The organism is Celeribacter neptunius, assembly GCF_900113955.1.
Lineage (GTDB): Bacteria > Pseudomonadota > Alphaproteobacteria > Rhodobacterales > Rhodobacteraceae > Celeribacter > Celeribacter neptunius.
The window spans coordinates 237,958-257,566 of sequence record NZ_FORH01000008.1; the positions used below are offsets into that span (position 1 = coordinate 237,958).

The window sequence follows — 19,609 nt, forward strand, 5'->3', positions numbered from 1 at the left end:
CTCTATTTAACAGGGACGTGGCAAGACATGCGGCGATTCAGTTCAGTGCATAGGAGAAGGGGTAACATGGCTGTAGCATCTAGCAGAAGCGAGACACAAATTCGCGATGCAATTTGTGCCCATGGGGACTGGCGTCGCGCGCTTGACAAGAGCATCGATCATGGGGTTCTCGACAAGTCGGCCGCAGAGATTGCAGACAATACGCAATGTGCGTTTGGCCAATGGCTGACTGAGCTGGAAGGGGAGCAGCAGGCGGGCAGCCCGTCGATGCAAAAACTCGAGATGGTGAAGCGTATTCACGCCCGGTTTCACACCGAAGCGGGACAAATCGCCCATGAGGTCGAGCTGGGAAACCACGCTGAGGCCCGCAAGATTTTCGATGACAATCATTTCCGGCGGGTGACCAATTCGCTGGTGCTCAATCTGCATGATTGGCGCAAGGATTTCCCCAGTGCTTTGGGCGCCTCGGGCGCATAGGACGGCGCGGGCGGGGCCGGTGCCTGTCATGTGAGCTCCGCCTGTTCGAACCCGACCACCTGCGCGATCTGATCCCGGGTCGGGCTGGTGAAGCGCAACACCAGACAAAACAGGGCCACGCCGATGCCATCCCGGGTGAGACGCCCGGTGATGGTGGCGGCTTTGCCCTCGGAGACGATCTGGGTCACGGTCACGCTGACCGGCGCGGTGATCCCCGGCATCGCGGCCAGAATTTCGGCCCGGCCCACCATGCTGTCGTGGCCGGTGCGGTCCCAGCTCGCCGTTTCCGACAGGCTGGACGGGGCCAGGGTTCCGATACCAAGAAAGGCCAGCGCCATGTCGATCATGGGCTGCTCCGTCGCGTCGGGCCGCAGATCGGCGGCGTAGCGCAGGCGGGTTTGCGGGGCGGGTGTGATCGCGTCTGATCCCTGGCTGATCTCGGGTTCCTCCCGCTGTTTATCACCGGTTAAGTGGTTGCCAATACCCTCTGCCATTAAACTTGGTGTCTGAACCCTCTTTTGGCGAGGTATGTGAGCGATGCGAGAGATCCTGGGGAAAGATGGCGACAGCCGGTTGCGGGATGCGATTTGCGGCCATGTCGATTGGCTGCGCAAATTTCAGGTCTGTATCGAAAAGGGGGCGCTCGATCGCAGCGCCCATGACATCTCCTGTCACAACAAATGTGATTTCGGGAAATGGCTGGAAACGCTGGCCGTCGATCCCTCGGATCCGACCTTGCAGAAATTCGGCATTATCGACGGGCTGCACCGGCGTTTTCACAGCCAGGCCGGAGACATCGCCCACAAGATCGAAGCCGGGTTGCAGCAGGAGGCGCAGGAGGCTTTCAGCTCCAAGTCGTTCCGGCGGATGACCCATTCTCTGGTCCTCAATCTCCACGATTGGCGTCAGGATTTCAAAGCCTCAATGACCCCAGGCGATTCGCTGTAACCGTTGCCCCGATCCCCGCTCGGTTCGGGACCGAGGCCTGTATTGCCTGGGCACGCGGTTTTGCGATGGTCTTGCCGCGGCTTTATGCGTCCTCTTTTTCACCTTCTCTTTCCGCCTTCTCCTTTCGCAATATGCGATCTCGCTTGGCATGTTTACGTAGGGTTAAGTGCCGCACCCTAGGGTGCGCGCGTAAGTCTCTGACTTGCTTGTGAAATACTTTATTATGACGAGAGGGTTTTCATGCCGCACCATGATCAAAACCACGTAACCCACCATGATGACAGCCAGATACGCGACGCGATATGCGGTCATGTGGACTGGCTGCGAAAATTCGCCGTTTCGCTGGAGACCGGGAAGCTTGACAGATCGGCGCATGACATTTCCTGCGACGACCGGTGCGATTTTGGCCAATGGCTGACGACACTGCGTGCCGATCCCAATGATCCGGCGATGGAAAAACTGGATGTCATCAAGGCGCTGCACAGCCGGTTTCATCGCTACGCCGGCGAGATCGCGGGAAGGCTCGAAGCCGGGGAGAAAGAGAATGCGCATGCGCGTTTCACCTCTCCGGCCTTCAAACGGGTGACCAATTCTCTGGTCCTGAACCTGAATGACTGGCGACAGGATTTCAAACCGCTCATGGTCTGAGGCCGAAGGGCTGGCGGATTTGCCGGCGCTCGCCCCAAACCTGATTTGCCCAAACCTGATATGCCGACCCGGCAGGCGCGCCCGTCCTTGTGCTCGAGCGCGCCTTTGGCATGTCCGGGGTCCGGCGATTTGATTCAAATTTAACTGATCCCATTCAACATGAAAGAACAGGAGGTCACGGGCCTCCCATCATGAGTGAAGGATGAATGGTATGACGACCTCTGCAGAGACACATGACGACACCCATATTCGCGATGCGATTTGTGGCCACGTAGACTGGCTGCGCCACTTCAAGACCTGTATCGACAAGGGGCAGCTTGAGAAGGACTCCCATCACATTTCCTGTGACGATCGGTGCGAATTCGGCAAGTGGCTGAAAACCCTTCCCTTCGAGTCCAATGATCCGATCATGCTGAAACACAGTGTCGTCGTCGGGCTGCATCGCCGGTTTCACGCGGCGGCGGCCGAGATCGCGCGCAAGGTCGAGGCCGGGGATCGCGCCGCCGCGAGCGAGGATTACACCTCCCACGCCTTCAGGCGCCTGACCAACTCCCTGATCCTCAATCTGAACGACTGGCGTCAGGATTTCAAAAAGATGCAGGCCAAGCACTGAAGCCGGGCGGAACCGATGTCACACCCCCGGCGGCGGGGGCGGCGGCGCAACGGTGAAGAGCTGTGCCAGCTCGGTGACATCCTCGGCCCGGAGCCAGCCATCCTGACCCGGGGTCCAGACGAAGCTCTCGCGTTTGAGCGCGCCTTTGGCGGCCATCTGGCCCATTTCGGCTTTGGAATACGGCCCTTTGGTCTCGCCATTCTCCGCCACATGCCAGACATGTTCGACCGGCGGGGGCGGCGGCGGTGTCTGTGCCGCAGGGGCGGCAGCTGCGGGACGCGCGCCCCAGGGGCCCATTTGGCTCTGCGTCGCCATGGCCATGCCCATGCCGGCGCCCATGCCCGCCCCCATCGAGGATGCCATGGCGGAATTTTCCGCGCTCATGGCTTCGGCGGCGTTGAATTTCATGTAATTGTCGAGATTGCCGACGATGCCCATCGAGGTGCGTTTGTCCATCGCCGCCTCGACCGCTTCGGGCAGGCTGATGTTTTCGATGTAGAATTCCGGGATGGTCAGACCGTATTCGGCGACCACTTTCGAGATCTCTGTCGCCACCAGCTTGCCAAGATCGGCGGTATTGGCCGCCATATCGAGAACCGGAATGCCCGAGCCCGCGACGATGCGCGAAAACGCCTGGACGATGATGTTGCGGATCTGGAACGAGATCTCGTCCATGGTGAATTCGCCGTCGGTGCCGACGATCTCGGTCAGGAACAGCGCCGGATCGGCGACCTTCACGGTGTAGGTGCCGTAGGCCCGAAGCCGCACCGGGCCAAACTCCGGATCGCGGCAGATGATCGGGTTTTTCGTGCCCCATTTCAGGTTGGCGAACCGCGTGGTGTTGACGAAATACACCTCGGATTTGAACGGCGAGCGGAAGCCGTGATCCCAATGTTGCAGCGTCGTCAGGATCGGCATGTTGTTGGTCTCGAGCATATAGAGCCCGGGGGTGAAGACATCGGCCAATTGCCCCTCATGGACGAACACCGCCGCCTGACCTTCGCGCACGGTGAGCTTGGCGCCGTATTTGATCTCGTGGCCCTCGCGTTCGAACCGCCAGACCATGGTGTCACGGCTGTCATCCACCCAATGGATGACGTCGATGAATTCACCAGAGAGAAAATCGAAAATACCCATGGGGGCCTCCTTAACTCAAAGATCCTCGCCCATCAGCTCGTAAGCGATCCGGGTCGCGATCGGGCGGGCAATTTCAGGGCGCATGCCGGGGGCAAGGCGCGGGTCGTAGAGAATGCGCAAGAGCAGCTCGTCATGGCGTGTCAAAAGCGCGAATTCCTCGTCATCGTTGAAAATCGTCGGCCGGGCATAGGGGCTGTCATTGGCCAGTCCCAGCCCCTGGGCGATTTCTTCGTGGAAGCAGGATTTGCGCAACAAGTCAGGATGTTCGGCGCGAATGATCGCCACGGCGGAGCGGTAAGCCCCGTCATCGGCCGGGTCCGAGGCCACGACCAGACAATAGGACGAGCGCGGCATGTTGACGACCGAGCGCACCGCATCCTGACCGATGCCGGGAATGAGCTGGGTGAGCCGCGGGCCGATGGCGCGGCGCTCATCCTCGTTGAGCACGAGCACGTGGAAATTCGCCCGCGACGATTGCGCAGATGACAGTGAGATGGAGTGGCCCGTGGCATTGGCGAGTCGGGACACCAGATGGTTGACCGTGGCGCGATCCGTGGCCTGTTTCTCCGGCGACACGGTGGCGCCGAACTCGAGGCCGATCCGCACGGGGACCTGCCAGCGATGCAGGTTCGCGGGGGTCACCTGGGCCACGAATTGGCCGTTGACCGAGGTATATTCGTCATTCAGCGCGATCGCGTCGAAATTCGCCGCCAGTTGCCGGGCGGAATAGGGCGTGTCCGGTCCGCCGCCATCGGTGCGCAACAGGTCATTGGCCAGAAGATCGGCCTGCATCCGCGCATAATAGCTCTCGAGCGCGAGGCTCACCTCGCTGCGTTGCGGGGGCACGGCGGCGATCGGTTGCGGCGCGGGCACTGTGGTCGGACGCGGGGTCGGCGCGGTGTCGGGGATCTGCACACAGGCGCTCAGCGCGAGGAAAGACCCCGCGCAGAGTGCAGCCCATCTGCTGGCCGACCTATGCCGTCCCGCGATCTTCATCAGGAGGGAACGGCCGGCCCCGCCGCATTGGCAGAGGCTTTTGCCGAGGCCAGCGTATCGCGCAGATTGGCTTCCATGGTCTTGAGCTCGACCTCGGCCTCGGCGCGTTTGCGCTTGCCCTCATCGGCAATCTGCAGGCTTTCCTCGATCGTGGCGATCAGCTCGGCATTGGCGGTTTTCACCGCTTCGATGTCGAAGACGCCGCGTTCCATCTCCTCGCGCACCACCTTGTTGGCTTCGCGCAGGTTCTTGGCGTTGGCGGTCAGAAGCTCATTGGTGAGATCGGTCGCTTCGCGCACGGATTTCGCGGCCTCGGAGCTGCGCTGAATGGTCACCGCCTGCGCCAGCTGGGTTTCCCAGAGCGGCACGGTGTTAACGAGCGTCGAGTTGATCTTGGTCACCAAGGATTTGTCGTTTTCCTGCACCAGACGGATCGAGGGCAGCGATTGCATGGTCACCTGACGGGTCAGTTTGAGATCATGCACCCGACGTTCGAGATCGTCACGCGCGGCGCGCAGATCGCGCAGCTCCTGCGCCTTGATCACCTGATCGGCTTCCGGCGCGGCATCGACGGCGGCGGCCAAGGCCGGGATGTCGGTCTCGTCCAATTCCTTGAGCTTCAGCTCGCCGGCGGCAATGTAGATCGCCAGCTCGTCGTAGAAGGTCAGGGTCTTTTCATAGAGCATGTCCAGCGACTTGATGTCCTTGAGCAGCTTGTGCTCATGGGTCAGCAGGTTGTCGGTGATCTTGTCGATCTGGCTCTGCACATCCTCGAAACGGGCGACGAATTTCGCCATCGGCGCGGCGCGGCCCAAAAGCTTTTCCCACCAGCTGCGCTCACGGCGCACGTCGAGCTCGGAGACCGAGAAACCGCGAATGGTGGTGACGATGGAACGCAGGCTGTCGCCCGCCGGCCCGACATCCTTGTTCTTCACATCCTGCAACATCGCCTGGCTGATTTCCTGCAGCTCGGCCTGCGCGGCAGAGCCGAAGCGCACGATCGAATTGGTGTCGCCCATGTCGATCTCGGCCTTGGCCTTTTCGACCGCACCTGCGACCGGGGTCTCGGCCAGCGTCGCCGGGTCGAGCAATTCGCCCTTCGGTTCGGGCAGGACCGCGAGGGTCACTTCCTCGACGTCTTTCAATGCGGCTTCGGCCTGTTGGCGGATAGTATCGGACATAGTGGCTTCCCCTGATCCAAACTCGTTCATGACATGATTTTATCTTTGACGCCTTCACGCGCCAGACGATCGCGCAGCACTTCGATCTCGATGTCGAGGTCTGTTTTATCGTCCAAAAGCAACTTTTTATGACGGGCGTCGAAATTCGCTTCGAGATCGTCCAGAAGCGCGAACCAGTCCTGTCGCGCCTGGGCGTTGCGGCTCTTTGCCCAGAGATCGGCATATTTCACCGTCGCATCGCGGGCACCCAGGAGATAAACGCCCAGGTATTTGCGCGCGGCGGTGAGATCGCGCGGGTCCTCTTCGACGGTGCGGAACATGGCGCGGGCGGTGGTGATGAACCTCTCCAGCCGGTCCTCGGCCTGGCGGTCGCCGGAGCGGTTGAGCGCCTCACGCATCGCCGACAGATGCGCCTCGGCCTCGTCCACCGCCTTGGCGACGCGGTCCTGCTGGAACAGGTCGATCTCGTCGAAACCTTTGTTCTTCAAAGGGTCGAGGCCGAAGGCGAGGCTGTGCAGAGCGACGCCGAGCACGGCGAAAATCACCGTCTCCAGCGGGCCCCAGCCGAACCAGCCAACGAGCCCGAGGCCAAGCCCGGTCAGAACCGAGCCGAAGATTTTGCGCGGGATTGCCGGGCGGCGCGAGACCTTGCGCGCCTCATAGGCTTCTTCCGCCTTGAGCCCTTCGCGGGTCAGGAAGGCGGCGCCAACGAGGCAGCCGAGCGCCACCAGATAGCCGGCCATGGTGACCGGCCCAGCGCCGAAGGCTTTCCAGGCCAGGGGCAGGGCGGCAAAGAACAACAGGTTCGAACGCGCGCCGACGCGCGACGGTTTCTTGCCGTCGAAAGGCCGCGCCGCAGGGGCGTTCACCGGCGCCTCGTCATCCGGGGAATAGGCGTCGCCTTTGGGGGAATAGGTGGAGCCGTAGCGCTTGGCCATTACATGCCCTGCGCTTTGATCGTGACGTAAAAGGTCAACGCCACCAAAAGGTAATAGGCGAGTTTCGAAAACACGCTGTCGCTCACGGGCACCCTCTTACGTCAGACAGATCTTTCCCAAGATATAGGAAGGAATCGCCTCAGACGAAAGGGTTAAGGGGAGCGGTGGCCCCGCTTTCCCCCTCAGATGCGGCTCAGCGCCCGGATTTCGGCGGTTTGCCGCCTCTTGCGCCGCCGCCACCCGGTTTTCCACCCGGATTTCCGCCAGGGCGGCCCCCCGGTTTGCCGGCATGCGATTTGAACCCGGCCGAGCGCGGTTTGCCATCCTTGCCGCCGCCGTGGCTCTTGTAGCCATGGGATTTGAACCCTCCCGGCTTGTCACCGGGTTTGCCGTCACGGCGATCGCCGGGCTTGCCGTCACGTTTGCCGAAAGGTTTGCCGCCGGGTTTTCCGTCCCGCGGTTTGAAGCCGCCATCCCGGCCGCCATCCCGATCAGAGCCGCGTTTGCCCTTGAAACCTTCGCCGCGCGGCTTGAAATCGCCATCCCGATTGTCGGCACGCTTTTCGAAATCGCGTTTGCCTTTGAACGGCGGCTTGCCACCCTCATCGTCGCGGCGTTTGAAGCCCTGACTGCGCGGTTTGTCGCCGAAAGGCTTGTCGCCACGGGGGCGATCACCACGAGGTTTGAAATCTCCATCTCGATTGTCGGCACGCTTTTCGAAGTCGCGCTTGCCTTTGAACGGTGGTTTGCCGTCACGGGCGTCATCGCGGCCACGGCTTTCCGTGCGCGGTCCGCCGGGTTTGCCGGGGCGCGACACCGTGCGTTTGGCCTTGCCGCCTTCACCGATCTCGAGATCTGCGCCCAATTGGTCGCGCAGCACGCGGGCGCGGACTTCCTCGACCTGGCCGGGTTGCAGGGTGCCGAGACGGAACGGCCCGTAGGACAGGCGGATCAGCCGGTTCACGGTCAGGCCGACATGTTCCATGGCGCGGCGGATCTCGCGGTTCTTGCCCTCGCGCAGGCCCACGGTGAGCCAGGCATTGGCGCCTTGCTGGCGGTCGAAGGTGACTTCCATGGCCTGGAATTTCTCGCCCTCGATCTCCACGCCCTTGCGCAGGGGCTCCAGCATGGCTTCGGAGGCGGTGCCCTTGACCCGGACCCGGTATTTGCGCAGCCAGCCGGTGTCCGGCAGCTCGAGCTTGCGCTTCAACTCGCCATCATTGGTCAGCAGCAGAAGCCCTTCGGAGTTCAAATCCAGACGCCCGACCGACATCACCCGCGGCATTTCTTTCGGCAGGCTGTCGAACACGGTGTCGCGGCCCTTTTCATCCTTGGCCGTGGTCACCAGACCCAGAGGCTTGTGATAGAGCCAGAGCCGCGGCGGTTCCGGTTCGCCGACTTCCTTGCCATCGACGAAAATCTTGTCTTTCGGCATGACATTGAGCGCCGGCGAGGCGACGACCCGGCCATTCACCGTGACCCGACCCTCTTCGATCAGCGCCTCGGCCTCGCGGCGTGACGAGATGCCGGCGCGCGACAGCACCTTGGCGATGCGATCGCCCGGCGGGGTTTTCTTTTCTGGCGTTTTGGCGTTGTCAGTCATGGGAAAGGCCTTTCGTTGGCGCGCTCATACTCTGCACCGGGGCGTATGGGAAGAGCAAAGACAAACGGCCCGCCGAAGAGCGGGCCGTGAAAAAGATCGAAAAAAGACCTGTTCGGGATCAGAAGCTCATCACATAGGAAATGCCGAAGACCCAGGGGTCGATCTCGGCCACGCCGATTTTGGAGCCATTCAGTTTCACGTCGCTGTCGATATCGATCCAGCGCACGTCGGTCCGCAAGGCGCCGCGTTCGCTGATCTGGTAATCGAAACCGGCGTGGAGCGCGACGCCCCAGGAGTCGGAAAGATCGAGATCGTTGCCCGCGATGGCCCCCTTGGCGGTTTCATCGAAGAAGGCCGTGTAGTTCACGCCGACGCCGAGGAAAGGCGTGAAGGCAGAGCCGCTGTTGAAGTGATACTGAAGCGAGAGGACGGGCGGCAGATGCTGCGTCGATCCGATCTCGCCCAAGCCGGCGGCGCTGATGTCATGTTTGAACGGCCAGGCGCCCAGGACCTCGATGCCGAGATTGTCTTTGATGAAATATTCGAAGGTGACGGTCGGGCGCAGATTGTTGCCCACATCCAATTCGGTGGTGCCCAAAATGGTGCCGTTGTCCGAGTTCGGCATCACGTTGCCAAGGCCGAGGCCGAGGGTCATGGTGCCGGCTTCTTGCGCGAAAGCGGCGGAGGAGATGGCGCAGGTGAGGCCGAGAACGGCGGCAGCGGCCAGAACAGAAGTTTTCTTCATGGTCAGTGTCCCTTGGGTATTTATTTTCGCGCGTGGCCCATCCATCGCCCTGCGTGCGGGATGTGGCTTTGATGTGAGTCAATTCGGCAAAGGCGCGTCAATCTGTCGTAAGGCGGTCGCAAACATGTCATGGCCTGAGGGGGCGGGTGTTGCGACACAGGGGTGGTGCGATGGCTTGCCTTTGACGCGTTTGCAGGCCAAAGAAAGCGCATGTCGTTTCGCTCATATATGGATGAGGCCCTGAAAGAGGCCCGGCTGGCCCAAGCCCGTGGCGAAGTGCCGGTGGGCGCCGTCGTGGTGTCGCCCGGGGGCGAGATCGTCGGGCGCGGCGGCAATCGTACCCGCGAGGACAATGACCCGACGGCGCATGCGGAGATCGTCGCGCTGCGCGCCGCCTGTGCCGCGCTGGGTCAGGAGCGTCTGCCGGGGCATGATCTCTATGTGACGCTGGAACCCTGTCCGATGTGCGCCGCCGCCATGTCGAACGCCCGCATTGCGCGGCTTTACTACGGGGCGCAGGACCCGAAATCCGGCGGCGTTGCCCATGGTGCGAAAGTGTTCAGCCATCGCCAATGCCATCACGCGCCGGAGGTGTATGATGGCATTGCCGCCCGCGAGGCGGAAGAGATGCTCAAAAGCTTCTTCGCCGCCAAACGATAGGCGCGGGGCTCAGGCCGAGACGAGCACGTAGCGCCCGATGCCATAGACATAGAAGCCGGCGAACAGGATGTTGATCCACTTGAGCTGACGCTCGCCGTGCAGCCAGCCCATGGCCATCCAGATCACGCAAAAGGGCAGGGACAGGAACAGGTTCAGCGGATACCAGTTCTGCACGATCGCCACGGTGGAGGCGATGCCAAGCATCAGGGCCATGTTTTTCAAAAGCCGCTCGTGGCGCGACAGCAAAATTTCCAGCATTTTTGAACCTTGGACAAATCGCAGGACGGGCAACGCGCTTTCGGGCGGTTGCGGTGCTGCGGATTTTCGAGGGTGTGAGGGGCGGAACGCCTGGGCAACGACCTATCGCAAAACGGCTTTCGCCGCAAGACGGTCTGCCGTCGTGACGCCCGGCCTTGACCTCGCGGCAGAAAAATCAAAAAAACCGACTGACCTGCGTAGGAGGGCCTGAGGGCGCGCGTATTACCTGTATCGACGCCGCAATGGAGGTACATATGCGCATCCGAAATCTGGTCCTGCCCTGTGCTCTTTTCTGCAGCACTGGGCTGGCCACGCCGGCTCTCGCCGCGACCGATATCATGACCTATGACGCCAACGGCGATGGCGTGATCACCCTGGCCGAATTCCAGGCCCTGCAAAAAGACAGTTTCAAATCGCTCGACAGCGATGGCAACGGCACTGTGATCGTGGCCGAATTACAGGCCCTGCCGGCAGCGCAGGGACGCAATGTCAGCGGCAAACGGCTGATGGCCCGGGATCTCGATGGCAATGGTGCGGTGACCGAAGCCGAATTCCTGTCGCAGGCTCCGGGGTTTCAACGCGCCGACCGCAACAATGATGGCGTGCTCGCGGGCAAGGAGCTGGCCCGTGTCGTCGATTTCCTGACGAAAGCCAGTTTCTGAACGCGCTCGTCCTCCTGAACTTTTCTGAACGTTCTTCCCCATTCCCTGAAAAGGATCGTAACGATGAAAACAGTCCCCAAATCTCTTGCCAAATCCCTTTGCGCGCTTTCCCTGATCGCGCCGCTCATGGCCGCGACGCCCGGTTTTGCCCGCGGCCTCACCGTGACCACCGACAATGGCGGCACGATCGAAAAGCAACATACCTGCCTGCAGGGCAATCAGGTCGTGGTCTGTGAACAGACGACCACCGGCACCAATGCCGAAGGCCAAAGCGTGTCGCGCGGCGTCACCCGGACGAACAATGGCGGCAGCACCGATGTCAGCGTGACGGGAACTGGCCCGGATGGCACAACCAAGACCAAAGAACGCGGTCTTATCGTCTCCCGCTAAGCGGGGCTCGGTCCGGGCCGCTATCCCCCCCCCGTGGTCCGGACCATCAAATCATCTCAGGGAGCATGGCACAGAACGTGCTACCCTGTCGGGGGGAGGTTTGGGTCATGAGTTTGATCGGATGAGGGCTGGGTGAGCGACAGGGCCGGAACCGTGGGGGAGCCCCCCGGTCACAACCAACGTCAGACAGAGGCGAAGGCCCTGATGGCGGCGCTTGCCAATGGCGAGCGGGCGGCTTTGGCGCGGCTGATCGCCCTGTTCGGCCCGGGCATCCGGCGTTACGCGGCGCAGGCGCTCACGGTGCCGACCGAGGCCGAGGACGTGGCACAAGAGGTGTTTCTCAGGGCCTGGTCCAGGGCCGCGGGCTATGACCCCGACAAAGGCGCGGTGTCGAGCTGGCTCTACCGGATTGCGGTCAATCTTTGTATCGACCACAACCGGCGCGGCGGGTTCCGACGCTTTGTCGGTATCGACAGCCTGCCGGAGCCGGAAGACGAAAGCCCCGGCGCCGAGGCCGGGCTGGCGGCGCGGCAAAGGCTGACGCAGGTGCGGCGGGCGATCAAGACCCTGCCGGAGCGTCAGCGTCAGGCGATCCTGCTGAAAGCGGCGGGCGAGCTGTCGGGGACGGAGATCGCCGCGGCTCTGGGGACGAGCGAGGGGGCTGTGGAACAATTGCTGGTGCGGGCGCGGGCGCGGCTTCGGGCGCTGATGGAAAAGGAGGATTGAACCATGTCGCAAGGGTATCGCAAGGGCCGGGGGAGCGGACCGGTGCCAAAGGATGACGCGTTGGAGGAGGTTTCGGAGGACGCCTTGGGGGACGCTTTCGACCGCGATCTCGCGCATGTGTTCGCGGATGAGACGGATGAGGATGTCGCCGAACTGTCCCGCTCTGTCCTGTCGCGCATCGCCCGCGAGGAGAGCGGGCAGGGGCGCGACGCCCATTTGGCCGAGGTGCTCTCGGAGCCGCTGCCCTGGGCGCTGGGCTTTGCCGGGCTGATGGCGCTGGGCGTGGCGCTGGGCTATCTGGCCTCGTCCGGCGGCACCGGTGACAGCATCTTTGCCTACCTCGCCTTTGGCGATCTGCTCGGCCTGTTGGGAGGGTTCTGATGTCTGCGCAAGTCACACGGACACCGCGCCGCGCCTGGGGGCGGATCGTGCTCGTCGCCCTGTTGGGCCTGTCGCTTCTGGGCAATGCGATGACCGCCGGTGTGGTCTGGCGGTTTCAGCAACTCCGTGTCGCGGTGCTCGGTGATGAGATGCGCGTGCCGGCCTTTCCGCCGGAGATCCGCAGCGCGTTGCGTCATCGCCTGAGCGCGGATGAAGCCCTGAAAACGCAATTGCGCGAGACAGTCGAAGCCCGCCGCGAGATCGTCGACATCAGCAGCGAGCGCCCGCTTGACCGGGGGGCGACCGAAGCGGCGATGGCCGAGTTCCGGACCCGGTTCATCACCACGCTTGACGAGATGCAGGCGCTGGTGCTCGGGGTGCTCGAGGAAGAGGCCGCGGGCGAGTGATCCGGTCAGGCTGACGCGATCCGCCTGCTCGCCTCAGATCTCGATCGGCACCAGCACCTCGGGCACTTTCACCACGCCGTCTTCGAGCGCATAGACCAGCTCGTCGCAGCTCTGCGCCAGAAGCGGGAAAGTGCCCCAGTGGCAGGGAATCACGGTCTTGAAGTCGAAATATTTCTGACAGACATAGGCGGCGCGTCGCATATCCATCGTGTAATGCCCGCCGGCGCAGAGGATGCCGATATCGGGCTGATGCAGATCTGCAAACCATTCCATATCGGCCATGATGTCGGTGTCGCCGGAGACATAGATCGTGTGGCCCTCGCCCTCGATCATGAACCCCGCCGGCTGGCCGGCATATTTCGGCGCGCCGTCCTTGTAGTCGATCGAGGAACTGTGCACGGCGTTGACCATGGTCACATTGACCTCGGCGTCGCCCTCGCCGAGCGTGATCGTGCCGCCCTTGCCGAACCCGGTGACCTGCGCTCCGTCTGCGTCGAGGATCAGCGACAATTCATGGATGCAATAGATCATCGCATTGGCGGATTTCGCGATGGGCAGGGTGGTCGAGGCATGATCGCCATGGCCATGGGTCAGGAAAATCGCGGTGGTGCCCTTGGTGGCCTCCGTCTCGCGGCCTTCGGGGAAGGACGGGTTGCCCGCCAGCCAGGGGTCGATCAACAGGATCTGATCCGCGATCTCGATACGAAAGCCGGAATGGCCCAACCAGGTGATTTTCATGACAGGCTCCCTATGGTGTCGTGACCGATGAGGTCGTTACAATGTCTCTGAGGATCGGTCCTCGGGACATGAGACTCACCGGGTAGAATAAGGCGCGAGAGGCACCTGTCACGTGTGGAATGAACAAATCGACAGCTATTGCGAGCGTCTGGATTTCACATTCTGGTCAGAACCGGTGAATGCGCTGACCAATCTGGCCTTTGTGATCGCCGCGATCTGGATCTATCCGCGAACGCGGGGCCTGCCCCTGGCGCGGCTTTTGGCCGGCGTGCTGTTTGCCATCGGGCTGGGGTCATTCGCCTTTCACACCACGGCGACGCGCTGGGGCGCACTGGCGGATACGCTGCCGATTCTGGCCTTCATCCTGATCTATATCTTTGCCGCCACCCGCGATTTCTTTGGCCTCGAGACATGGAAATCCGTGCTGGTCACGCTCATGTTCTTTCCCTACGCCGCCGCCACCGTGCCGCTGTTTGCGCAATTGGGGCTTGGCAGTTCCGCCGGCTATGCCCCCGTGCCGCTGTTGATTTTCATCTACGGACTGCTCCTGCGCCCTGCCGCGCCGAAGACCGCCCGCGGTCTTGCGCTGGGCGCTGCGATCCTCTGCCTCTCCATTGTCATGCGCTGGCTCGATATGCCCCTCTGTGGGAGCTTCCCGTTGGGCACGCATTTCCTCTGGCACCTGCTGAACGCGCTGATGCTGGCCCATATGATCGCGGTTTATGTGAACCACATGCTTGAAGGCCGCGCGCTGGGGCGCTAAAGCCTCATTTGACCAAGATTACGGAGCATTGCCCCATGTCCATCGACATCGATACCGCGCGCCGGGTTGCCAAGCTCGCCCGCATCCGGGTCGAGGAAGACGCGCTTCCCGCCCTCGCCGAAGAGTTCAACGCCGTCTTAGGCTTCATCGAGCAGCTGTCCGAAGTGGATGTCGAGGGCGTCGAGCCGATGACCTCGGTGACGCCGATGCGTCTCAAGCGCCGCCAGGACGGTGTGACCGATGGCAACATGCAGGAGAAAATCCTGTCGAACGCGCCGGACGCGCGCGAGGGCTTCTTCGCGGTTCCGAAGGTGGTGGAATAATGTCTGATCTGAACAAACTCACCCTTTCCGAGGCCCGCGACGGGCTGCGCAAAGGCGATTACACCTCGGTCGAGCTGACCGAGGCCTGCCTCACCGCCATCGAAGGCGCCGGCGCTCTGAATGCCTTTGTCCACAACACGCCGGAGATTGCCTTTGAGCAGGCCAAAGCCGCCGATGCACGCATTGCCGCCGGTGACGCGCCCGCCATGTGCGGTCTGCCGATCGGGATCAAGGATCTGTTCGCGACGAAAGGCGTGCCGACCCAGGCGGCCTCCGCCATTCTCGAAGGGTTCAAACCCGAATACGAGAGCACGATCACCACGAAGCTGTTCGATGCCGGCTCCGTCATGCTGGGCAAGCTCAACATGGACGAATTTGCCATGGGGTCCTCGAACGAGACCTCGACCTATGGCAATGCGGTGAGCCCCTGGCGCCGCGGCAATGAGGACACGGCCCTGACCCCCGGCGGCTCCTCGGGCGGTTCCGCCGCCGCCGTCTCCGCCGATCTCTGTCTCGCGGCCACCGGCACCGACACGGGTGGCTCGATCCGTCAGCCCGCCGCCTTTACCGGTATCGTCGGGATCAAGCCGACCTACGGGCGCTGTTCGCGCTGGGGCGTCGTGGCCTTTGCCTCCTCGCTCGATCAGGCCGGTCCGATGACCAAATCCGTGCGCGATGCGGCGATCATGCTCGAGACCATGTGTGGTCACGACATGAAGGATTCGACCTCCGCCGACCTGCCCGTGCCGAATTTCGAGGCGCTGCTCACCGGCGACATCAAAGGCAAGAAGATCGGCATTCCGAAAGAATACCGTCTCGACAATATGCCGGAAGAGATCGCGAAACTCTGGGACGAGGGCGCCGAGAAGCTCAAGGCCGCCGGCGCCGAGATCGTCGAGATCTCTCTGCCGCATACCAAATACGCGCTGCCGACCTATTACGTCATCGCGCCGGCCGAAGCCTCGTCGAACCTCGCGCGCTATGACGGCGTGCGCTATGGCCATCGTGCCACTTTGGCCGAGGGCGAGGGCATCAACGAGATGTACGAAAAGACCCGCGCCGAGGGCTTCGGTCACGAGGTGCAACGCCGCGTCATGGTCGGCACCTATGTGCTCTCCGCCGGCTTCTACGACGCCTATTACAACAAGGCGCGCAAGGTCCGGACCCTGATCAAGAAGGACTTCGAGGATGTGTTTGCCGCCGGGGTCGATGCGATCCTGACGCCCGCCACCCCGTCGCCGGCCTTCGGGCTGGGCGAGGTCTCGGAGGCCGATCCGATCCAGATGTACCTGAACGACGTCTTTACCGTCACCGTGAACCTCGCCGGTCTGCCGGGCATCTCGGTTCCGGCGGGTCTGTCGTCCACCGGACTGCCGATGGGGCTTCAGCTCATTGGCAAACCCTGGGAAGAGGGCGATCTGCTGAATATCGCGCATTCGCTCGAAGCCGCGAGCGGCTTTGTTTCCAAGCCGGAAAAATGGTGGTAAGGGACAGTCTGACTGTTTTTTTACGCCACTTTGCCCGGGAGCCTCGCGATGCGTCGTGCCTCTTTTGCCCTGATCTCTCTCGCAGCCCTCGCGGCCTGTGAAGCTCCCGTGCCGGACAGCGGCGCGGGTGTGGGCTTTGCCTCCTATGCCGACTATCAGGCCCAGCGGGAAGCCGAGCTTCTGGCCAATGGCGAGGGCACGGGCGGCACGATTGCGGCGAGCCGTGCGGTGACCGGGCTCGACACCCAGTCCATCTCGGATGAGGCCAGCGCTGCCATCGACGTTGCCGAAAGCGGCGCGACAGCGGGGGCGACGGCAACCGAAGAGGCTATGGGCACGGCCGCGACCCCGGATTCTGTCAGCAACGCCATGGGCATCTCGTCCGAGAACAGTTTCGACGCGGTCGCTTCCGAGCGCTCGATCGAACAGGACAAGGCTTTCGTGGCAGCCAATAAGGAAGCCTATGTGACGATCCAGCCGACCGCCCTGCCGCCGCGCCCGGTGTCCGATGCGGGCACCATCGTCGAATTCGCGCTCTCGACCACAAACGCCGTGGGCCAGCCGATCTATTCGCGCCTGATCCCGGGCGCCGCCGCCCGCGCTGCCCGCAATTGCGCCAAATACCCGTCGCCTGACAAGGCGCAGGAGGATTTCCTGCAAAGCGGCGGACCGGAGAAGAACGCCAAGGGGCTCGATCCGGATGGCGATGGTTTCGCCTGTAGCTGGGATCCGGCGCCGTTCCGTCTCGCCGCCCGCGGCTGAGATGCCTTCTGAGCTTGTGATTCATGACCACCTCTCGCCGAATTTCGGTGAGCGGCGCGACGGTGCGCGGCCGGATATGGTGCTGTTGCATTACACGGCGATGCCGACCGCCGAGGCGGCGCTCGAACGGCTGTGCGATCCTGAATTCGAGGTCTCGGCCCATTATCTGATCTGTGAAGAGGGCCGGGTCTATCGCCTTGTCGCGGAAGAGATGCGGGCCTGGCACGCAGGCGCCGGGCAATGGGGCGATGTCACCGATGTCAACTCCCGCTCGATCGGCATCGAGCTGGCCAATCCCGGCGATACCCCGTTTGCCGCGGCACAGATCGACGCGCTGGAGGCGCTTCTGGCGGATATTCTCGCCCGCCATGAGATCCCTGCCGCGCGGGTCATCGCGCATTCGGACATGGCGCCCGAACGCAAGATCGATCCCGGTCCACGGTTCGACTGGCGACGCCTGGCCTTGCAAGGCCTGTCCATCTTTCCCGATGAAATGACGGTGGTGGCACCCGACGAGATCGCATTCGTGCAAGATCTGTCGCGGCTGGGCTACCCGGAGGCGCCGTGCGAGGCGCTGCTCACCGCCTTTCGAAGCCGCTTTCGTCCGCGCCATACCGGCCCGCTCGACGGTATCGACATGGCGCTCGCGCGCGATCTCGCCAAACGCTTTCCCGTTGACCGCGAGAGCGGGACCGCCTAAGTCCCCTCTCTGACGCGGATGGCCGGATAATCGCCGCTTCTCTTCGGGGAAGGGGAGGAAAGTCCGGACTCCCTTGAGCAACGGTGCCGGGTAACGCCCGGCGGGGGCAACCCCAGGGACAGCGCCACAGAGAACAGACGGCCCTCTATACGGGGGTCACGGTGAAACGGTGGGGTAAGAGCCCACCGCGCGACTGGCAACAGGAGCGGCACGGCAAGCCCCACCGGGAGCAATGCCAAATAGGGGTTTCGCGCGGGGACCGGTGTCGCAAGACAAACCGCCCGCAAGGTCGCTCAAGCCTTTGAGACCCGGGTTGGCAGCTTGAGCCGTCTGGTAACAGGCGGCCTAGAGGAATGGTTATCGAAGGGGCGTAAGCCCCGGAACAGAATCCGGCTTACAGGCCGTCCGCGTCTTTTTATTGATTTTTCAAGACTTCCCGTGTGATCTTGAACGGAACCTATGCAATATCACAAGGTATTTTCATGCTTTCTTCTTTTCCCCTGCCCGGGAAACGCGAGGTGGTGTTCGGCGCGCTGATCGGATGTCTCGCGGGGTCGGCCTGGGCCGATTATTCCCCGGAAGCCTGTTCGATTTCCCGCGCGTTCGGCGCACTGACCCTTACGGCTGACCATTACGTTTTCGTCGACGAGAGCGGTTGGGATACGCCCACCTATGAGATCGAGATTCGCGACGACACTGGCGCTTTCGTCGTCTTGTTGCGCAGCGAAGAAGGCGAGGGCAACAGCGCCTGGCTCTTTGCCGAATCTTCCGGGCTGATGCGATCAGAGGCTTTCCGGTCCAATATGCTCGTTGCGGCGGGCAATGCCTTCGGGGCCTCGGACGCCGGCGCCGATATGCGGGTCGTGATTCAAAGCGATGGTGGCGCCTTCGAATGGCACCGCGATGCGCGCCTGTCGATTGATCGCAGCGGCTTGCCCGGAGACTATGTCGATTTCGCCACGGATTTCGGAGAGATCTCTGCCCTGCTTGATGCCATCGGACGCCAAGGGGCGCAAACGGTGGAGATCAGCTATTACATGAACACCGATGGAAGCTATGAACGGGTTTGGGACGAAACCATCGACTTCCAAACCTACATGGGCCTGGCCGAGGCGATCGATCCGATGACCCGCGCCCTGCTGCAAAAGGTCGATGGGGTCGATTGCACGGAATACTGAACCAAGGGCCGCGTCCGGTCGTCGACCGCGGCAAGGCTTGAGGTCTCATGCCCTGTTGGCAGGGGCGAATTTTCGGCGCAGTATGTTGGTGAGTGATGTGGAAAAGGGAGATCCCCGATGAGTTTCGTGAAAACATTGACCACCCTGGCGATCGGTTTTGCTGCGGCCAAAGGTGTTGAGAAGATGAAAAAAATGGGGGGCATGGACGGGGTGCGCGAAGCCATGCGCCAATCCGGCAACCCGGGCGGCATGGCCGATCAGATGGGACAGATGGCCGAGAAATTCGGTTTCCCCGGTGGCGCCGATGCGGTGCGCGACATGATGGGCAAATTCGGCAATCAGGCCGCCGATATGTCGGAAGCCACCGAAGCCGGTCTTGGGTCGTTGTTTTCGGCCATGTCTGGGGCGGCGGCCACGGGGGCCAGCTCCATGTCCGACATGTTCGCTTCGGTGACCGAGGGCACGCCTGTGGGCGCCGCGACCGAAGAGAATGCCAAGCTGATGATCCGGGCGATGATCATGGCCGCCAAGGCCGATGGCGAGATCGACGCCGAAGAGCGGACGAAAATTCTCGATCAGCTGGGCGATGCTTCGGACGAGGAAATCGCCTTCGTGCAGGCGGAGCTCGACGCGCCGGTCGATCCGATGGCGCTCGCCAAGGATGCCGGCACCTCGGCGGCGTCTCAGGTCTATGCCGCGGCCCTGATGGCGATCTCGGTCGATACCGAAGCCGAAAAGACCTTCCTCACCGGGCTGGCCCAGTCCTTGATGCTCGACCCGGCGAAACAGGCCGAGATCCATCAGTCGATGGGCAAGCCTGTGCTTTGAAACAGTCCTCATAGTGGAACAGAAAAGGGCGGCCCGTTTGGGTCGCCCTCTTTACTTATG

26 protein-coding genes and 1 other RNA gene are annotated in these 19,609 nt (G+C 62.4%); 18 read left to right on the plus strand and 9 right to left on the minus strand.

Going from position 1 to position 19,609, the window contains the following annotated elements:
- The first annotated feature begins 66 nt into the window (after positions 1-66).
- Positions 67-477 carry a CZB domain-containing protein gene (locus tag BM151_RS18445; protein WP_177213215.1) on the plus strand — a complete coding sequence of 137 codons (411 nt, stop codon included), beginning with the start codon at positions 67-69 and terminating at the stop codon, positions 475-477.
- A 26-nt stretch (positions 478-503) separates the two neighbouring features.
- On the opposite strand, the gene BM151_RS18450 is transcribed toward BM151_RS18445, so the two are convergent.
- A complete protein-coding gene (locus tag BM151_RS18450; RefSeq protein ID WP_090062266.1) occupies positions 504-971 on the minus strand; it encodes a hypothetical protein in 468 nt (155 codons plus the stop codon).
- 43 nt (positions 972-1,014) lie between these two features.
- On the opposite strand from BM151_RS18450, the gene BM151_RS18455 reads away from it, so the two are divergent.
- The 3 genes from BM151_RS18455 (at position 1,015) to BM151_RS18465 (ending at position 2,686) form a co-directional block, all read left to right on the plus strand.
- Positions 1,015-1,425: a CZB domain-containing protein gene (locus tag BM151_RS18455; protein ID WP_090062269.1), complete on the plus strand. Its 411-nt coding sequence runs from the start codon at positions 1,015-1,017 to the stop codon at positions 1,423-1,425.
- Between the two features lie 312 nt (positions 1,426-1,737).
- Entirely contained in the window at positions 1,738-2,073 is a 336-nt protein-coding gene (locus tag BM151_RS18460) for a CZB domain-containing protein (protein WP_177213216.1), read from the plus strand.
- Between the two features lie 211 nt (positions 2,074-2,284).
- A complete protein-coding gene (locus BM151_RS18465; protein WP_177213217.1) occupies positions 2,285-2,686 on the plus strand; it encodes a CZB domain-containing protein in 402 nt (133 codons plus the stop codon).
- A gap of 18 nt (positions 2,687-2,704) precedes the next feature.
- On the opposite strand, the gene BM151_RS18470 is transcribed toward BM151_RS18465, so the two are convergent.
- From BM151_RS18470 to BM151_RS18495, 6 genes are all read right to left on the minus strand, one after another.
- Positions 2,705-3,823: an SPFH domain-containing protein gene (locus tag BM151_RS18470; protein WP_090062276.1), complete on the minus strand. Its 1,119-nt coding sequence runs from the start codon at positions 3,821-3,823 to the stop codon at positions 2,705-2,707.
- Positions 3,824-3,838: 15 nt separating this feature from the next.
- The gene (locus BM151_RS18475) at positions 3,839-4,738 is read right to left on the minus strand and encodes a DUF2927 domain-containing protein (RefSeq protein ID WP_245781257.1); all 900 of its coding nucleotides are present in this window, start codon (positions 4,736-4,738) and stop codon (positions 3,839-3,841) included.
- Positions 4,739-4,818: 80 nt separating this feature from the next.
- Positions 4,819-6,000, minus strand: a complete 1,182-nt coding sequence (locus tag BM151_RS18480) for a toxic anion resistance protein (protein ID WP_090062282.1) — start codon at positions 5,998-6,000, stop codon at positions 4,819-4,821.
- A 26-nt stretch (positions 6,001-6,026) separates the two neighbouring features.
- Positions 6,027-6,938: a 5-bromo-4-chloroindolyl phosphate hydrolysis family protein gene (locus BM151_RS18485; RefSeq protein ID WP_090062284.1), complete on the minus strand. Its 912-nt coding sequence runs from the start codon at positions 6,936-6,938 to the stop codon at positions 6,027-6,029.
- A 193-nt stretch (positions 6,939-7,131) separates the two neighbouring features.
- A complete protein-coding gene (locus BM151_RS18490; protein WP_090062287.1) occupies positions 7,132-8,541 on the minus strand; it encodes a pseudouridine synthase in 1,410 nt (469 codons plus the stop codon).
- Positions 8,542-8,659: 118 nt separating this feature from the next.
- Positions 8,660-9,286 carry an OmpW/AlkL family protein gene (locus BM151_RS18495; RefSeq protein ID WP_090062289.1) on the minus strand — a complete coding sequence of 209 codons (627 nt, stop codon included), beginning with the start codon at positions 9,284-9,286 and terminating at the stop codon, positions 8,660-8,662.
- A gap of 210 nt (positions 9,287-9,496) precedes the next feature.
- Between BM151_RS18495 and BM151_RS18500 the strand changes: the two genes are divergently transcribed.
- A complete protein-coding gene (locus tag BM151_RS18500) occupies positions 9,497-9,946 on the plus strand; it encodes a nucleoside deaminase (protein ID WP_090062292.1) in 450 nt (149 codons plus the stop codon).
- Positions 9,947-9,955: 9 nt separating this feature from the next.
- On the opposite strand, the gene BM151_RS18505 is transcribed toward BM151_RS18500, so the two are convergent.
- A complete protein-coding gene (locus BM151_RS18505) occupies positions 9,956-10,204 on the minus strand; it encodes a peptidase (RefSeq protein ID WP_177213218.1) in 249 nt (82 codons plus the stop codon).
- A gap of 254 nt (positions 10,205-10,458) precedes the next feature.
- Between BM151_RS18505 and BM151_RS18510 the strand changes: the two genes are divergently transcribed.
- The 5 genes from BM151_RS18510 to BM151_RS18530 all read left to right on the plus strand — a co-directional run bounded on the left by BM151_RS18510 (position 10,459) and on the right by BM151_RS18530 (position 12,770).
- Positions 10,459-10,866, plus strand: a complete 408-nt coding sequence (locus BM151_RS18510) for an EF-hand domain-containing protein (RefSeq protein WP_177213219.1) — start codon at positions 10,459-10,461, stop codon at positions 10,864-10,866.
- A gap of 63 nt (positions 10,867-10,929) precedes the next feature.
- Entirely contained in the window at positions 10,930-11,256 is a 327-nt protein-coding gene (locus BM151_RS18515) for a hypothetical protein (protein ID WP_090062297.1), read from the plus strand.
- 132 nt (positions 11,257-11,388) lie between these two features.
- Positions 11,389-11,982: an RNA polymerase sigma factor gene (locus tag BM151_RS18520; protein WP_143093130.1), complete on the plus strand. Its 594-nt coding sequence runs from the start codon at positions 11,389-11,391 to the stop codon at positions 11,980-11,982.
- Between the two features lie 3 nt (positions 11,983-11,985).
- Positions 11,986-12,363 (plus strand): hypothetical protein, encoded by a 378-nt coding sequence (locus BM151_RS18525; RefSeq protein ID WP_090062303.1) that lies wholly within the window; start codon positions 11,986-11,988, stop codon positions 12,361-12,363.
- On the plus strand, positions 12,363-12,770 hold the full coding sequence (locus BM151_RS18530) for a hypothetical protein (RefSeq protein WP_090062305.1): 408 nt from the start codon (positions 12,363-12,365) through the stop codon (positions 12,768-12,770). The genes BM151_RS18525 and BM151_RS18530 overlap by 1 nt, the downstream gene beginning before the upstream one ends.
- Positions 12,771-12,803: 33 nt before the next feature.
- Here the strand turns inward: BM151_RS18530 and BM151_RS18535 are convergent, their stop codons facing one another.
- Positions 12,804-13,508, minus strand: coding sequence for a metal-dependent hydrolase (locus tag BM151_RS18535; RefSeq protein ID WP_090062307.1), 705 nt, complete (start codon positions 13,506-13,508; stop codon positions 12,804-12,806).
- Positions 13,509-13,620: 112 nt separating this feature from the next.
- Between BM151_RS18535 and BM151_RS18540 the strand changes: the two genes are divergently transcribed.
- The 8 genes from BM151_RS18540 (at position 13,621) to BM151_RS18575 (ending at position 19,549) form a co-directional block, all read left to right on the plus strand.
- Positions 13,621-14,271: a ceramidase domain-containing protein gene (locus tag BM151_RS18540; RefSeq protein ID WP_090062309.1), complete on the plus strand. Its 651-nt coding sequence runs from the start codon at positions 13,621-13,623 to the stop codon at positions 14,269-14,271.
- Between the two features lie 35 nt (positions 14,272-14,306).
- Complete coding sequence (gene gatC / locus BM151_RS18545; RefSeq protein WP_090062311.1) at positions 14,307-14,594, plus strand: Asp-tRNA(Asn)/Glu-tRNA(Gln) amidotransferase subunit GatC; 288 nt, start codon at positions 14,307-14,309, stop codon at positions 14,592-14,594.
- The gene (gene gatA, locus BM151_RS18550; protein WP_090062314.1) at positions 14,594-16,081 is read left to right on the plus strand and encodes an Asp-tRNA(Asn)/Glu-tRNA(Gln) amidotransferase subunit GatA; all 1,488 of its coding nucleotides are present in this window, start codon (positions 14,594-14,596) and stop codon (positions 16,079-16,081) included. Before gatC ends, gatA begins: the two co-directional genes overlap by 1 nt.
- 48 nt (positions 16,082-16,129) lie before the next feature.
- Positions 16,130-16,843 (plus strand): hypothetical protein, encoded by a 714-nt coding sequence (locus BM151_RS18555; protein ID WP_090062317.1) that lies wholly within the window; start codon positions 16,130-16,132, stop codon positions 16,841-16,843.
- A 1-nt stretch (position 16,844) separates the two neighbouring features.
- Positions 16,845-17,543, plus strand: coding sequence for an N-acetylmuramoyl-L-alanine amidase (locus tag BM151_RS18560; protein ID WP_245781258.1), 699 nt, complete (start codon positions 16,845-16,847; stop codon positions 17,541-17,543).
- A gap of 14 nt (positions 17,544-17,557) precedes the next feature.
- An RNA gene (rnpB, locus tag BM151_RS18565) (RNase P RNA component class A) lies at positions 17,558-17,956 on the plus strand.
- A gap of 69 nt (positions 17,957-18,025) precedes the next feature.
- A complete protein-coding gene (locus BM151_RS18570; RefSeq protein WP_090062322.1) occupies positions 18,026-18,721 on the plus strand; it encodes a hypothetical protein in 696 nt (231 codons plus the stop codon).
- Between the two features lie 117 nt (positions 18,722-18,838).
- Positions 18,839-19,549, plus strand: coding sequence for a DUF533 domain-containing protein (locus BM151_RS18575; RefSeq protein WP_090062325.1), 711 nt, complete (start codon positions 18,839-18,841; stop codon positions 19,547-19,549).
- Positions 19,550-19,609 lie beyond the last annotated feature (60 nt).

Coding starts and splice junctions, on each gene's coding strand:
- BM151_RS18445 (WP_177213215.1), top strand. CDS start 67: ATGGCTGTAGCATCTAGCAGAAGCGAGACACAAATTCGCGATGCAATT.
- BM151_RS18450 (WP_090062266.1), bottom strand. CDS start 971: ATGGCAGAGGGTATTGGCAACCACTTAACCGGTGATAAACAGCGGGAG.
- BM151_RS18455 (WP_090062269.1), top strand. CDS start 1,015: ATGCGAGAGATCCTGGGGAAAGATGGCGACAGCCGGTTGCGGGATGCG.
- BM151_RS18465 (WP_177213217.1), top strand. CDS start 2,285: ATGACGACCTCTGCAGAGACACATGACGACACCCATATTCGCGATGCG.
- BM151_RS18470 (WP_090062276.1), bottom strand. CDS start 3,823: ATGGGTATTTTCGATTTTCTCTCTGGTGAATTCATCGACGTCATCCAT.
- BM151_RS18480 (WP_090062282.1), bottom strand. CDS start 6,000: ATGTCCGATACTATCCGCCAACAGGCCGAAGCCGCATTGAAAGACGTC.
- BM151_RS18485 (WP_090062284.1), bottom strand. CDS start 6,938: ATGGCCAAGCGCTACGGCTCCACCTATTCCCCCAAAGGCGACGCCTAT.
- BM151_RS18490 (WP_090062287.1), bottom strand. CDS start 8,541: ATGACTGACAACGCCAAAACGCCAGAAAAGAAAACCCCGCCGGGCGAT.
- BM151_RS18495 (WP_090062289.1), bottom strand. CDS start 9,286: ATGAAGAAAACTTCTGTTCTGGCCGCTGCCGCCGTTCTCGGCCTCACC.
- BM151_RS18500 (WP_090062292.1), top strand. CDS start 9,497: ATGTCGTTTCGCTCATATATGGATGAGGCCCTGAAAGAGGCCCGGCTG.
- BM151_RS18505 (WP_177213218.1), bottom strand. CDS start 10,204: ATGCTGGAAATTTTGCTGTCGCGCCACGAGCGGCTTTTGAAAAACATG.
- BM151_RS18510 (WP_177213219.1), top strand. CDS start 10,459: ATGCGCATCCGAAATCTGGTCCTGCCCTGTGCTCTTTTCTGCAGCACT.
- BM151_RS18515 (WP_090062297.1), top strand. CDS start 10,930: ATGAAAACAGTCCCCAAATCTCTTGCCAAATCCCTTTGCGCGCTTTCC.
- BM151_RS18525 (WP_090062303.1), top strand. CDS start 11,986: ATGTCGCAAGGGTATCGCAAGGGCCGGGGGAGCGGACCGGTGCCAAAG.
- BM151_RS18530 (WP_090062305.1), top strand. CDS start 12,363: ATGTCTGCGCAAGTCACACGGACACCGCGCCGCGCCTGGGGGCGGATC.
- BM151_RS18535 (WP_090062307.1), bottom strand. CDS start 13,508: ATGAAAATCACCTGGTTGGGCCATTCCGGCTTTCGTATCGAGATCGCG.
- gatC (WP_090062311.1), top strand. CDS start 14,307: ATGTCCATCGACATCGATACCGCGCGCCGGGTTGCCAAGCTCGCCCGC.
- gatA (WP_090062314.1), top strand. CDS start 14,594: ATGTCTGATCTGAACAAACTCACCCTTTCCGAGGCCCGCGACGGGCTG.
- BM151_RS18555 (WP_090062317.1), top strand. CDS start 16,130: ATGCGTCGTGCCTCTTTTGCCCTGATCTCTCTCGCAGCCCTCGCGGCC.
- BM151_RS18560 (WP_245781258.1), top strand. CDS start 16,845: ATGCCTTCTGAGCTTGTGATTCATGACCACCTCTCGCCGAATTTCGGT.
- BM151_RS18570 (WP_090062322.1), top strand. CDS start 18,026: ATGCTTTCTTCTTTTCCCCTGCCCGGGAAACGCGAGGTGGTGTTCGGC.
- BM151_RS18575 (WP_090062325.1), top strand. CDS start 18,839: ATGAGTTTCGTGAAAACATTGACCACCCTGGCGATCGGTTTTGCTGCG.